At 42.2% G+C, this 13,077-nt stretch carries 12 protein-coding genes; 8 read left to right on the top strand and 4 right to left on the bottom strand.

Features of this window, described 5'->3' with window-relative positions:
* Positions 1 to 77 precede the first annotated feature (77 nt).
* Complete coding sequence (locus E0H87_RS14935; protein WP_131324324.1) at positions 78 to 347, top strand: cupin domain-containing protein; 270 nt, start codon at positions 78 to 80, stop codon at positions 345 to 347.
* A 120-nt stretch (positions 348 to 467) separates the two neighbouring features.
* The gene (locus E0H87_RS14930) at positions 468 to 779 is read left to right on the top strand and encodes an ankyrin repeat domain-containing protein (RefSeq protein WP_131324318.1); all 312 of its coding nucleotides are present in this window, start codon (positions 468 to 470) and stop codon (positions 777 to 779) included.
* A 65-nt stretch (positions 780 to 844) separates the two neighbouring features.
* Here the strand turns inward: E0H87_RS14930 and E0H87_RS14925 are convergent, their stop codons facing one another.
* Positions 845 to 1,330, bottom strand: a complete 486-nt coding sequence (locus tag E0H87_RS14925) for a lytic transglycosylase domain-containing protein (protein ID WP_131324323.1) — start codon at positions 1,328 to 1,330, stop codon at positions 845 to 847.
* Between the two features lie 456 nt (positions 1,331 to 1,786).
* On the opposite strand from E0H87_RS14925, the gene E0H87_RS14920 reads away from it, so the two are divergent.
* Complete coding sequence (locus tag E0H87_RS14920) at positions 1,787 to 2,308, top strand: GNAT family N-acetyltransferase (RefSeq protein WP_131324317.1); 522 nt, start codon at positions 1,787 to 1,789, stop codon at positions 2,306 to 2,308.
* 67 nt (positions 2,309 to 2,375) lie between these two features.
* On the opposite strand, the gene E0H87_RS14915 is transcribed toward E0H87_RS14920, so the two are convergent.
* Positions 2,376 to 3,071: a TIGR04219 family outer membrane beta-barrel protein gene (locus E0H87_RS14915; protein ID WP_131324316.1), complete on the bottom strand. Its 696-nt coding sequence runs from the start codon at positions 3,069 to 3,071 to the stop codon at positions 2,376 to 2,378.
* 775 nt (positions 3,072 to 3,846) lie between these two features.
* On the opposite strand from E0H87_RS14915, the gene E0H87_RS14910 reads away from it, so the two are divergent.
* From E0H87_RS14910 to zupT, 3 genes are all read left to right on the top strand, one after another.
* Positions 3,847 to 5,325, top strand: coding sequence for a sodium-dependent transporter (locus tag E0H87_RS14910; protein ID WP_131265616.1), 1,479 nt, complete (start codon positions 3,847 to 3,849; stop codon positions 5,323 to 5,325).
* A gap of 10 nt (positions 5,326 to 5,335) precedes the next feature.
* Positions 5,336 to 5,479, top strand: coding sequence for a methionine/alanine import family NSS transporter small subunit (locus E0H87_RS14905; RefSeq protein WP_131265615.1), 144 nt, complete (start codon positions 5,336 to 5,338; stop codon positions 5,477 to 5,479).
* Between the two features lie 87 nt (positions 5,480 to 5,566).
* Positions 5,567 to 6,376, top strand: coding sequence for a zinc transporter ZupT (zupT, locus tag E0H87_RS14900; protein ID WP_131324315.1), 810 nt, complete (start codon positions 5,567 to 5,569; stop codon positions 6,374 to 6,376).
* Positions 6,377 to 6,420: 44 nt separating this feature from the next.
* On the opposite strand, the gene rsmB is transcribed toward zupT, so the two are convergent.
* Positions 6,421 to 7,728 carry a 16S rRNA (cytosine(967)-C(5))-methyltransferase RsmB gene (gene rsmB, locus E0H87_RS14895; protein WP_131324314.1) on the bottom strand — a complete coding sequence of 436 codons (1,308 nt, stop codon included), beginning with the start codon at positions 7,726 to 7,728 and terminating at the stop codon, positions 6,421 to 6,423.
* Positions 7,728 to 8,687 carry a methionyl-tRNA formyltransferase gene (gene fmt, locus E0H87_RS14890; protein ID WP_131324313.1) on the bottom strand — a complete coding sequence of 320 codons (960 nt, stop codon included), beginning with the start codon at positions 8,685 to 8,687 and terminating at the stop codon, positions 7,728 to 7,730. The genes rsmB and fmt overlap by 1 nt, the downstream gene beginning before the upstream one ends.
* A 422-nt stretch (positions 8,688 to 9,109) precedes the next feature.
* Here fmt and ilvD (E0H87_RS14885) point away from each other — a divergent pair, with 422 nt between their 5' ends.
* Both ilvD (E0H87_RS14885) and ilvD (E0H87_RS14880) read left to right on the top strand, forming a co-directional pair.
* Positions 9,110 to 10,939, top strand: coding sequence for a dihydroxy-acid dehydratase (ilvD, locus tag E0H87_RS14885; protein WP_131324312.1), 1,830 nt, complete (start codon positions 9,110 to 9,112; stop codon positions 10,937 to 10,939).
* A gap of 365 nt (positions 10,940 to 11,304) precedes the next feature.
* Entirely contained in the window at positions 11,305 to 12,990 is a 1,686-nt protein-coding gene (gene ilvD / locus E0H87_RS14880) for a dihydroxy-acid dehydratase (protein ID WP_131324311.1), read from the top strand.
* Positions 12,991 to 13,077: the final 87 nt, after the last annotated feature.

Here is a 13,077-nt window from a genome sequence, read left to right as displayed (position 1 = left end):
CAGGGGGTGTTTCTCTATCTGGAAAATAATACTTTATTTCCACACAGATCCTGATAAATATAGAAAATTATTAAAATATAGAAGATATTATTCATGCTTCAACAATCAGAATAGAGCGTATCATTTCTAAAGGGCATAGTTCTCCTGATATAGGTTGGTATGATCAGGATGAGAATGAATGGGTCATGATTGTTGACGGAAAAGCAACTTTAGAATTTGAGGATGGTTCAAAGCGTGAATTGTCTACAGGCGATTACATAAATATCCCTGCACATCTTAAACATAAGGTGCTATGGACCGATCCAAATCAAATCACCATCTGGCTAGCTATTTTTTACAGGTATTAAGTCATTACATGACAAGCTCGTTTATTGAAATGGTAAACTTCTTTTGAATTGATATCGCTGTATTAAAAGATTTAAGCTTTAATTGTGGTTTAAACGTTAAAATAAAAAAGGGTCTATCCGATGAAACTCAACTCTTTTACCCCTATACCTGAAGATGAAGAAGAACTGCATCTTCCCGAACTTGTTTACTGGTCATCTTTGGGTGATGTGGAGCAAGTCGAGCAGTTGTTATTGGATGGCGCTGATCCGAATCAAACAGATGAAGAAGGTTATAGCGCACTCCAAGCTGCAGCGGAAAATGACCATTTAGATGTGGTTAAATTGCTCGTGAGTAAAGGAGCAAGAATTGATTATCGCTCAGAATATACTGCAGTTGAATTGGCTGAAATGGCTGAAAATAAAGATGTTATTGCATATTTAAAAAGTTTGTAAATATAGCTTTATGATCAAAGCCCATCTTACACTGGGCTTTTTAACTTTTAAAACAGTAGAGTAGCTTAGAGCGAGTCTTTAAGTTTTTCTTCATGCTGCTTCACTTGTTTGGCATATTTTTTTCCTTGGTGGCGCATTTTCCAGCTCGACTCATAGCCTGTAGGTCCAACATTATAGTAGGCAAGGGCTTTTTTCCAGCTCCCCGCAGATTGATTATATTTAGCTAAAATATAGGTGCCACAATTGATATTGCTGGCTTCTTCGAATAAATCACCTGAGCAAGTTTGCTGCCAATATGTAGGCATGATTTGAGTTAAGCCTATAGCTCCTGCTGGCGAAATCACATAGTTACGATAACTTGATTCTTGTCGGATCATGGCGGCAATGAGTAAAGGGTCGACCTGATATTGTTCTGCACTTTGTACAATCATTGGTGCGACACGGTTTGCAGTTGTTGAGTCGACAGAATATGCTTTTTGAATACCAGTAGACAGTTTTGCTGCACGCTTTTCTAGAGATCCACCACCTAAACCTGAACAGCCTGTGATCATGAGCAGACTTAATGCAGTAATACTGAATTTAATTTGCGTTGATGGTTTCAATATGGATAGATGATTCAGTGAGAGTAAGTGCAACAAAATAAAATTCCTGATGTAATTAAAATATTTAGGATGTTAGATAGTGCAATATAGTGAGTCAATATGAGTTATTTTAAGGAATAGCAGTATTCTGTAATATTCATTTTTTTTCATCCACGGTGATGATCAATTCTGCTCAGTATATAAAAGAAAAACCCTATCATCCTGACAGGGCTTTTCTGTATAAGGTTTTATGTAATCAACTCCTGTTAATTACCATGCTTCCTGCAATCTTTGTTCTTATTTACAGAGACATCCTGTCTTTGTATTTCTTGATATTAATGTCATATGCAGGATGGATCTAGGTGCAAATTACACTGATTGTTGTAAGCTAAAGCCGACTCAATAAAATTTTAAAATAGGGATCTTATGCAAAATAAAAAGCCTGCATGGTCAATTCGAGCTGAGCAACCTAAAGATATTGATAGCATTGAATATGTAACGATTAGGGCATTCGAATCGGCAGTTCATAGTGATCATCATGAGCAATTCATTGTGCGTGCATTACGCCAGTCAGGGCAACTGAGCATCTCTCTAATCGCTGAACTTGATGGACAATTAATCGGGCATGTGGCAATTTCACCTGTGTCGATTTCATCAGGTACAGAGGGCTGGTATGGCTTGGGTCCAGTTTCAGTCTTACCTGAGTTTCAGGGGCAAGGCATTGGTAGAGATTTAATTGAAACTGCATTGGCACAGTTAAAAGCTCAGCATGCGCAAGGCTGTGTGGTGTTGGGTGAACCTGATTATTATGCGCGGTTTGGTTTTCGAGCCGTTAGTCAATTGGTACTAGAAGGTGTGCCTGCTGAGTATTTTCAAGTACTTGCATTTAAAAATGAAATTCCACAAGGCAATGTTCAGTATCATGCCAGTTTTAATGCCACATCTTAACTGGATGGACTGACAAATAAAAAAAGCTGAATGTAAACATTCAGCTTTTTCAGTAGTGCTTCAGGAATTAGAAATGTGCATCTAAACCAATATAAGGCCCTTTGAATTCAAGTTTAATGTCATTGCGGTTATAGTCATCGAGATCAACCGTAAAAATTCGGTAACCTGCTTTTGCACCAACATCGACCAGCATGTTGTCAATAAAGTTATATTGAATTTCTGCCAAAGCATCGGTCAATTTGGCATCGTTAAAGTTGCTGTAGGTTAATTCGGCTTTCGCACTTAAACCTGTAAATGGCAATTTACCGCCAACTGTACCGTAAATAATCGGATAGGTTTCATCAATACTGGTACGTTGTCCTGCAAAATTGGTGATATCACCATTTAAAGTGGTTGCACCTGCACCAATATCGAGATCAACCACATTGTCTAAAATTTCGTAATAGAGAATGAAGTCAGCATGATCAAGGTTAACTGCATAATCGGCTTGCCCAGCCACACTGTTTTCTGTTTGAGAGTCTAAATTGACATAGCGAATTTTAGCATTTGGAATAATCGGAACTGGGTGTTCTAATGCGAGAGAAAATTGAACGGCGCCATCATTGTCCAGTGTTTCTTTTGAAAATGGGGCTGTGTTGTTCATTTCGGCATGACCGTCATAAGCCCAATAACTGATATCGCCCTTGAGTGCGACTAAATCTGCTTGAGCTAAGCCACTCAAACCTACGCCAAATGCCAGTAATCCTGCCTGTGCTACTTTCATGCTTTTATCCTAAATTGTGTTGTGTGTTTGTGTTAAAAAAGGGTTAAAACAAGCGTTATTTGGTTGTATTTCAGAGCATGATATAGCGATGCGAAAAAAGAAACAGTAGTCAAAGTGCTTTTTTACATAAAAGTGCAGAGGAATGGGAAGCCTGCTCAAGGTAGAGTTCTGATTTAGATCTAAAAATTATGGTGAGTCACCAACCACTTTTTTTGATTTTGACTCTTGGTCTGATTGGAACGGGCTAGATGTTTATGCGTGCGGTGTATTCGTTCGGAAGCGATCTGGTCTTTTATCAAAATGAGCTGCCTGATGGTTTCTGGTGACGAAATATCCAAATAAAGTGGTGAAATAGCCCATTTTTTGCATAAAAGGTGAGTGAATAATACTAAATAAATTAAGGGAATTTTCCAGTATGTTAAAAATCTTGCATTTTGGGCTTTGTTAATCTATTTTAAAGAATATGATAAAAAAAGAGTTATATTTTGATCAATTGATTAAAAATAGAATACAAAAAGACGAACTTTCATCCAGAAATTACAGCAAAAAATAACAAAAGTGCGTATTGTTCAATTATTAAGAGGTGAAAACAATCCGAAAGACTTTAACCAAGATTTTGTGTGCATTTCATCTGTTTGCAATTTAGGACGAGACACCCAAAAGGTGGAAGCTAAATCAAACAACAAAAAGATTTTTGAATGGTACTTTTTTGCTAGCCATATTAATCCATATAACAAGCAGCAATAAAAGTTACCCCAAGATTTAGGTGTGTTTCATGGCAGATTCTCGTGAAAACTGGACGTCACGATCTGGTTTTATTATTGCAGCCGTTGGTTCGGCTGTTGGTTTAGGTAATATTTGGCGCTTCCCCTACGTTGCTTATGAAAATGGTGGCGGGGCGTTCCTTATCCCTTATTTACTTGCATTAATTACTGCAGGTTTACCGCTGTTATTTTTAGACTATGCTGTCGGGCATCGTAGTAATAGTTCTCCACCCAAAGCCTATCGCGCTTTATTTAAAGGTGGTGAAACGCTCGGTTGGTGGCAAGTTTGTGTCTGTATCATTATTGGCTTGTACTATGCCAGCGTACTGACTTGGGCAGGAAGTTATGTTTACTTCTCGATTGGCCAAGCATGGGGCAATGATCCAGAAAGTTTCTTCTTTAATACCTATTTACAAACTTCAAAGGCCGCAGGCTTAGATTTACAGTTTGTCAGTCATTTGTTTTGGCCGATTGTAGGTATTTGGGCGCTTACGCTGATCATCTTGTTTGGTGGTGTAAAGAAAGGGGTTGAGCTGTCGAACAAAATCTGTATGCCTTTGTTATTCGTATTGTTCACCTTCTTGGTGATTCAAGCTTTACGTTTACCAGGTGCAGCGCAGGGCTTAAATGCATTTTTTACTCCGAACTGGTCTGCAATGATGGACTATAAGGTGTGGTTAGCAGCATACGGTCATACCTTCTTCTCACTTTCAGTGGGTTTCGGGATCATGGTGACCTATTCATCTTATTTAAAACCGAAAACCAACTTAACAGGTTCAGGCTTGATCGTTGGCTTTGCTAATGCTTCAACAGAAATTTTAGCGGGTATTGGTATTTTTGCTGCATTGGGCTTTATGGCACATGCTGCGGGTACAGACGTTAAAGATGTCGTGAGTGGTGGTATTGGTCTTGCATTCATTGCCTTCCCGAAAATTATTTCGAGCTTGGGCGCAGGTGCAGATTTATTTGGTCTTCTGTTTTTCTCCTCGCTATTTGTAGCAGGTATTTCTTCGATGGTGAGTATTTTGGAAGTTCCAATTGCGGCCATGCAAGATAAATTAAAATGGAGCCGTTCAAAAGCTGTATCGATTATTGGCGGTGGTAGTGCGCTGGTTTCAATCTTTTTATTCTCTAGCGTAAATGCGATTAAACTCGTTGATATTATTGACCACTTTATCAACAACATCGGGATTATCGGTGGTGCTTTATTATCGATTATCAGTATTGCATGGTTTAAGCGTTCTGCGTTGATGGAACTGCGTGATCATGTGAACCGTATCTCGACCATTCAATTGGGCAAGGGCTGGGATTTTACCCTCACAGTCATTACGTCGTTTATCTTGTTAACGACTTTAACCATGACCATTTTTAGCCTCGTGAAAAATGGTTATGATACTTATAGCATGAGCTTACAAGGCGTATTTGGATGGGGCAGTGTGATTTTCTGCGCTGTAGTTGCCGTTATCCTCAGTAAAATGAAAGATCGCTAGGAGAAGCAGAATGAATACTTCAGCTATCATAATGATGATTATCTCAATGGTATTTCTCTGGGGGGGGTTGGCATTGTCGATTCTCCATTTGATGAAAAACCCTGAAGAATTGGATGACGTACTTGAAGAAGTGAAAGATCATCATACGCTGTAAATAATTTGTTTCAGTAAATACTGAACATATGCAAATGAAAGCCATTATCATTTAAGATAGTGGCTTTCTTATTTAGAGCAGCAATTTATGGACACCTTATTACCACATCAAGTGTGGGTTGCATTTGGCGTGACCTTACTTGCAGGACTGGCAACAGTTCTGGGTGGTGTTTTGGTGGTGTTCTTTAAACAGCCGAGTTATCGCTTACTTGCTTTTGGATTGGCATTTTCCGCAGGGGCGATGATTTATGTGTCTTTAACCGAAATTTTAAACAAATCCATTCATTCTTTTAGTCTGGCTTTTGATGATAAAACGGGCTATGCCCTCGGGACTGCATCATTATTGCTGGGCGTGATTTTAGTGTTAATTCTCGACCATTGTATTCCCAACCCGCACGAAACCCTTGAAAACCAAAATGTGCAGGGGATTAATCAACAACAATTATTACGGACAGGATTACTGACTTTATTTGCCATTACGGCCCATAATTTTCCAGAAGGCTTAGCGACTTTTTTTGCGACGTTGGAAAGTCCTGCACTTGGGGCACCTCTTGCGGTAGCCATCGGGATTCATAATATCCCTGAAGGTATTGCGATTGCTTTGCCTGTTTATATGGCCACGCGGAAAAAAAGTACAGCTTTACTTGCCAGTTTGCTGTCGGGGCTTGCAGAACCGTTAGGTGCGATGATTGGTTATTTTCTTTTGGCACCGTATTTAAGTTTTAGTGTGTATGGCACCGTTTTTGGCATTATTGGTGGGGTGATGGTGTATTTGGCACTCGATGAACTACTGCCGACCGCAAAGAAATATGCACAGGGGCATGAAACCGTCTATGGTTTAGTCGCGGGCATGGCCTGCTTGGCACTGAGTCTGGTGATGTTTAAGTATGTGAGTTAAGGTCGAAAAACAGAAACGTGCGTTTCTGTTTTTCTTAAAATGTCTTAGGCCATTTTTTTGATTAAGCAATAATAAAAACCATCCCCATGCCCTACCTGTGGGAACAATTGGCGACCATGAATTTGCTCAATCCCCCAATCAGCCTCAATTTTAATTTCTTTCGCATCCGTATGTTCAGCAAAGAAGTCGACCATTTGCTGTTCATTCTCTGCTTTTAAAATAGAACAGGTGATGTACAGCAATGTGCCGCCGACTTTGAGTTGTTGCCACATATTTTCAAGTATTTGCTTTTGTAGCTGTACCGTTTTGGCAATATCACCCGACTGACGCAGTAAACGAATATCGGGATGGCGACGGATTACCCCAATGGCTGAACAAGGTGCATCAATGACGATACAATCTGCCAGTTCTGGTGATGTCCATTTCACCGCATCGGCAGTGATAATTTCCACAGGTTCTTCGCCTAAAGCCAAACGTTCTAAGTTTTCAGCGACACGTTTTAAGCGTTTTTCATCTTGGTCGAGTGCGATCAGTTTTCTCGGCTGATATTTCTCTAAAATATGCGCTGTTTTGCCCCCAGGCGCTGCACAGGCATCAATCACGAATTTACCATTTAAGTCGGGTAACAAGGTTGCACAGAGTTGCGCATGTTCATCTTGTACTGAAAAACCACCTGCTTCAAAACCCGGTAGGCTTGGGATATGCAGACTTTCATCGAGCACAATACCGACATTTGAAAGTTCACACGCATGTGCTTCAATGCCTTCATCTTCTAAAATTTCAAGATACTCGTCACGGCTGACTTGTAAGGTATTCACGCGTAAAGTTAAGGGTGCAATTTGTTTAAGTTCATAGCTGATCTCAGGCAATTGCTCACCCCAGTCTTTTTTCAAACGTTTTGCTAACCAGCTTGGCAAATTCGAGGCTTGTTCTAAGACATCGTAGAATTGCTCTGTTTCACGGGTTGCACGACGCAAAATGGCATTAACCACACCACTTAAGCTTTCCATACCCAATTGTTTGGCTGCATCTACTGTTTCAGAAATAGCCGCATGCGCTGCAACGCGGGTACACAGTAATTGGTATAAACCCACGTATAAACAGGTTTCAACGATTTGGTTTTCCAGTGGTTTAGACAACAACGGTAACGTCACTTGTTTCAGTGCGTGCCATTGGCGTAAACAGCCCAGAACCAATTCATGGTACAAGGCACGATCTTTGTCAGACACAATCGCCATGTGTTGCTGAAGCACCGATGCCAGTGATTGACCATTTTGGACAGCCAATAACGTTTTAACAACCTGAGCACGTAAGTTTAAAGTCTTACCTGAGGCGTGGGGAGATTGTCTCATTATAAAATTTGTCCAATATTCAGTTTTTGGGTTTGTAAAATTTGTACGGCATTAAGTGGTTTACCACCCGGCCATTGTAAAGCAGTTAGCGTGATGACTGTATGATTTGCACAGACAACATGTACACCGTGTTTATCAATCGCAATAATTTCACCGACTTGGTTTTTTTCTGTCGTTTCATGTGATAAGACAGAATTCCAGACTCTTAAGTTATTTTGCTCATCGAGTGCGATAAATGCCACGGGCCAAGGGTTAAAAGCACGAATATTACGGTCAATCTGTACTGCATTTAAAGACCAATCAATTTGTGCTTCAGCTTTGCTGAGTTTATATGCATAGACCGTGAATGCTTCATCTTGTACTTCACGTTCGGCTAAATATTGCTGTAAGGTTTGTTCAGAGTGCAATACAGCAACAATGGCTTCTGCCCCTTGCAGCGCCAGTTTGTCATGCAATGAGGCAGAGGTATCGGTGGCTTCAATCGGGCAGTAAGTTTTGTACATCATATCGCCCGTATCTAGGCCTGCCGCCATTTTCATAATGGTCACACCTGTTTCAGCATCTCCTGTAGCAATCGCACGTTGAATCGGTGCAGCACCACGCCAACGCGGTAACAATGAACCATGAATATTCAGGCAGCCGTATTTAGGCGTATCGAGCACCACTTGGGGCAAGATCAGACCATAAGCAGCAACCACCATCACATCGGCATTTAAATCTTTTAATTGTTGTTGTGCTGCTAAGCCTTCCTCAGTGGAAGATTTGAAGTGTAAAGGTTGATATACGGGTAAATCATGTTCCAATGCCAACTGTTTGACCGCTGAAGCCGTTAGCTTTTGACCACGACCTGCTTTGCGGTCAGGTTGGGTGTATACCGCAACAATTTCATGTTCTGTTTTGAGTAACGCTGCCAAAGCACATGCAGCAAATTCAGGTGTACCGGCAAAGATGATTTTCACACATCAAATTCCATAGAAACTTGCGTCTATTATATGTCAAAAGCAACGCCAAGCCGAATCTACAATATGTGCGGTAACAATCACAGTATTGGTTGAATATGCAACGCTAAAAAATAGCAAGAGGATCGGCATTTGAAAACTTTTAGTTATGCAAAATTAAAAAAATATTCATGAAAGTTTTATATTTAATTTCCCGTGCTCGGTTTATAGTAGCTCAGTACAGTTTTCTTTGAGATCATTTGTCGAAATATAGCCTGTATGTCGTGATGCAGGAAAGAGAAAAGCTGGTTGTCTGTTAAACACATCGCTGTAGTATTATGATGTTGCCTATGTTTCGACTGATTCATGCTCAATGATCAGTCTTCTTTAGCCAGAATGAATCGCAGATTCATATCAAGCACAAATTTTGTTGGAAATACACAATGCCTGACTATCGTTCAAAAACATCAACACATGGAAGAAATATGGCTGGCGCACGTGGTTTATGGCGTGCAACAGGTATGAAAGATGAAGATTTTGGCAAACCGATTATTGCGGTGGTCAACTCTTTTACTCAATTTGTTCCTGGTCATGTGCATCTTAAAGACTTAGGTCAACTTGTGGCACGTCAAATTGAAGCGTCAGGCGGTGTAGCTAAAGAATTTAATACCATTGCAGTCGATGATGGGATTGCGATGGGACACGATGGCATGCTGTATTCATTGCCGTCGCGTGATTTAATCGCAGACTCGGTGGAATACATGGTTAATGCACACTGTGCTGATGCGATGGTCTGTATTTCAAACTGTGACAAAATCACTCCGGGCATGTTGATGGCTTCTATGCGTTTGAACATTCCTGTGGTGTTTGTTTCTGGCGGGCCGATGGAAGCGGGTAAAGTCAAAATCCGTGGCAATGAACATGCGATTGACTTGGTTGATGCCATGATTGTGGCAGCAGATGACAGTTTCACCGATGAAGAAGTCGCGGAATACGAACGTTCAGCTTGCCCGACTTGTGGTTCATGTTCAGGTATGTTTACTGCAAACTCTATGAACTGTTTAACCGAAGCTTTGGGTCTATCCCTTCCGGGCAATGGTTCAACTTTGGCGACACATGCGAATCGTAAAAAATTATTCGAAAAAGCGGGTCAATTGATTGTTGAAATTACCAAACGCCATTACGAACAAAACGATTACAGCTTGTTGCCACGTTCAATCGCGACCAAAGCCGCTTTTGAAAATGCCATGACGCTTGATATTTCAATGGGTGGTTCAACCAACACCGTTCTACACTTGTTGGCAGCGGCGCATGAAGCAGAAGTTGACTTTACCATGACGGATATTGATCGTTTGTCACGTAAAGTGCCTGTGTTATGTAAAGTTGCACCTGCAAAACAAGATGTGCACATGGAAGATGTACACCGTGCAGGCGGCATCATGTCGATCTTGGGTGAATTAGACCGTGCAGGTTTGCTAGATACTTCTGTACCGACTGTACATGAAAAAACCTTAAAAGATGCTTTGGACAAATGGGATATTATCCGTACTGAAGACGAAGAAGTGTATCAATTCTTCCGTTCAGCGCCGGGTGGTGTACCGACGCAAACCGCATTTTCACAAGACCGTTACTACTCTCGTTTAGATGGTGACCGTAACAATGGCGTGATCCGTAATGCTGAGCATGCCTTCTCTCAAGATGGTGGTTTGGCTGTTCTGTACGGCAACATCGCACTTGAAGGTTGTATTGTAAAAACTGCGGGTGTGGATGATTCCATCTTGAAATTCAACGGTACAGCACGTGTTTTTGAAAGCCAGGATGCTGCGGTAGAAGCGATTCTAGGTGGCAAAATTACCGCAGGTGATGTGGTGGTGATTCGTTACGAAGGCCCACGTGGTGGTCCGGGTATGCAGGAAATGTTGTATCCAACCAGTTACTTAAAATCGAAAGGTCTCGGTAAAGATTGCGCTTTACTCACCGATGGTCGTTTCTCGGGTGGTTCATCAGGTCTTTCGATTGGTCACGTTTCGCCTGAAGCCGCTGAAGGTGGTGCGATTGGTTTGGTTGAAGATGGCGACCGTATTGAAATCGATATTCCAAACCGTACCATTCACTTAGCTGTGGATGAAGCAACCATGGCTGCGCGCCGTGAAGTGCAAGAAGCCAAAGGCTGGCAACCTGCTGAACAGCGCCCACGTAAAGTGTCTAAAGCTTTAAAAGCTTATGCGATGCATACCACCAGTGCGTCTAAAGGCGCGGTACGTGAAATTTAATCGGTAAGTTTTACCGATGAGAAAGAGCACTCCATTTGGGGTGCTTTTTTATTGATTGATGAAAATAGCACAGTCGCATTTTACAGTACGGTTTGCACTGTCATTACGTAGACGAGGTTTTACTTTTGACGGCACAAAAGTAACAAAATGCCTTTGTTCCCCTGATATAGCGTCCCAGCCATACAGTGAAACAGCGACATCCATGTCGCTTCATCATTTGACCTGATTTGGGTAAAATAACAATAAATGGTTTTATGTAATACCCAGCGAGTCGCTTTCATGTGTAGTCTGCTTTCTATACAATAAAAACAGAAAAATTGCCAAGACCTTAGAGCAATACGCAGCCACTGCCAAGGACAAATACAATGAGTAAAGACAATATCCGCGAACATTCAGCCCCAGTTTATGAAGGCATCGAAAATGCACCTGCACGTTCCATGATGCGTGCCACAGGCTTTACAGATTCAGACTTTGCTCGTCCCTTTATCGGTATTGCGTCTACATGGGCCAATGTCACGCCGTGTAATATGCACATCGATGGTTTGGCACGCGAGGCTGAAAAAGGTGTCAATCAAGCTGGCGGCAAAGGCATTATTTTTAATACCATCACCATTTCAGATGGTATTTCCAATGGCACCGAAGGCATGAAGTATTCATTGCTGAGCCGTGAAATTATTGCAGACTCGATCGAAGCGGTGGTGGGCTGTCAGGCCTATGATGGCGTGATTGCGATTGGGGGCTGTGACAAAAATATGCCGGGTTGCATCATGGGTTTGGCACGTTTAAATCGTCCGGGTTTGTTTGTCTATGGCGGTACGATTAAGCCGGGCGCAGGGCATACCGACATGATTTCAGTTTTTGAAGCTGTGGGTCAGCACGCCAAAGGTGAAATCAGTGCCATTCAAGTCAAACAGATTGAAGAAGTAGCGCTACCGGGGCCGGGTTCCTGTGGCGGTATGTATACTGCAAACTCGATGGCCTCTGCGATTGAAGCCTTGGGCATGAGTTTACCGGGTTCATCGGCACAAGAAGCGGTTTCGGATGACAAGCGGATCGACTGTCAAAAAGCAGGTGAAGCGGTGATGAATTTGCTGCGCCTAGACCTGAAACCACGCGATATTATGACCAAAGCCGCGTTTGAAAACTCAATTAAAGTGCTGATTGCCTTGGGGGGTTCGACCAATGGTGTGCTGCACTTACTGGCGATGGCACATACCGCTGGAGTTGAATTGAGTTTGGATGATTTCGTGCGTATCGGCCAAGATATTCCCGTGGTGGCAGATGTACGTCCTTCGGGTCAATATCTGATGTCTGAGTTAATTGCGATCGGGGGCATTCAACCGCTGATGAAGCGAATGTTGGATGCTGGTATGCTCGATGGTTCATGTTTAACGGTAACAGGAAAGACCTTGGCGGAAAATTTGGCCGAGGTTGAAGACTACCCTGAAGGTCAGCAAATTATTTTACCGTTCGATGCTCCAATTAAAAAAGACTCTCACTTGGTGGTGCTTAAAGGGAATCTGTCTCCAACAGGTGCTGTGGCTAAAATCACGGGCAAAGAAGGTCTGTACTTCGAAGGGCCAGCGCGGGTCTTTGAAGGCGAGATTGGCGCGATGCGTGGTATTTTAGATGGCGAAGTTCAAGCGGGTGAGGTGGTGGTGATTCGTGGCGAAGGGCCGAAAGGTGGGCCGGGCATGCCCGAAATGCTGAAACCGACTTCAGCGATTATTGGTAAAGGTCTGGGCAAATCTGTGGCCTTAATCACCGATGGTCGTTTCTCTGGAGGCAGTCATGGTTTTGTGATTGGTCATGTCACCCCAGAAGCTTATGAAGGCGGGCCAATTGGTCTCGTTCAAAACGGAGATCGTATCTCGATTAATGCTGAAACACGGGAAATGACGTGGCATGTTTCTGAACAGGAAATGGCCGCACGGCAAAACCGTTGGGTCAAGCCAAAACCAAATTATACCCACGGTGCGCTGGCGAAGTTTGCTAAACTGACCACCGGAGCCGAAAAGGGTGCAGTCACTGATTTAAACTTAGAACTGTAAGCTATCGGGAAGGATTGAACATTTTGTCTTGAATTATGTTACGTTTTGCTCAAGACTTATTGTATTTTAAGACATTCTGTTCACCGT

The sequence above is a fragment of the Acinetobacter sp. ANC 4178 genome (genome assembly GCF_004331175.1).
GTDB lineage: Bacteria > Pseudomonadota > Gammaproteobacteria > Pseudomonadales > Moraxellaceae > Acinetobacter.
Note: the sequence above shows the minus strand (reverse complement) of the source record. Positions and strands in the feature narration are given on the sequence as shown.